The following is a 264-nucleotide window of genomic DNA, read 5'->3' on the forward strand; positions in this document are numbered from 1 at the left end:
GGATTACGGCATGGTCTTCGTCGGTGGCCGTTATTTGTGCAGCTACGCCCGTGTCAGTGGGGGCGATGCCTGGAATACCACCATCCATGACGGTGGCAAGTACGCACCCTTCGAGCCCTCCGAGGAGCTGATCGCGCTGGCGCAGCGTGCCCAGGCGCCGTTCAAGCTCGACTTCACCACCGTCGATGTCGCGCTGACCGCCGATGGCCCGATCATCTTCGAAGTCTCGGCCTTCGGTGGCTTCCGCGGGGCGCTGGAAGGTGC

The 264-nt window shown here is 64.4% G+C and carries 1 pseudogene; it reads left to right on the forward strand.

Annotated features, from left to right (window positions below):
• Window positions 1-264 (forward strand): annotated as a pseudogene (locus R0J88_RS20925) (ATP-grasp family protein); the annotation flags it as partial.

The organism is Pseudoalteromonas sp. SIMBA_162 (assembly GCF_046535955.1).
Taxonomy (GTDB): Bacteria; Pseudomonadota; Gammaproteobacteria; order Enterobacterales; family Alteromonadaceae; genus Pseudoalteromonas; species Pseudoalteromonas marina.